The 246-nt window shown below is 42.7% G+C and carries 1 protein-coding gene; it reads left to right on the top strand.

Annotated features, from left to right (window positions below; genetic code table 11):
- Positions 1 to 2: 2 nt before the first annotated feature.
- Positions 3 to 246: IS30 family transposase (locus Z054_RS32795; RefSeq protein ID WP_394331068.1), on the top strand; the 244-nt coding region annotated here is incomplete at its 3' end.

Here is a 246-nt window from a genome sequence, read left to right on the forward strand (position 1 = left end):
CGATTACTTTTGATCGTGGATTTGAGTTTATGTTCTACCCTATTCTCGAGAAAAGATTGGGCACGCAGAGTTATTTCTGTGACCCGAAATCGCCGTGGCAAAAGGGTGCTGTAGAGAGTAATAACAACCGTATCAGACGGTTTTTTCCTAGGGAGACGCAGCTTGCCAAGATCACGGATAAGGAACTTAACAAGGTATGCCAAATCATGAATAACACACCAAGAAAATGCCTTGATTACAGAACTC

Origin of the sequence: Aquimarina macrocephali JAMB N27 (assembly GCF_000520995.1) — a bacterium.
GTDB classification, from domain to species: domain Bacteria; phylum Bacteroidota; class Bacteroidia; order Flavobacteriales; family Flavobacteriaceae; genus Aquimarina; species Aquimarina macrocephali.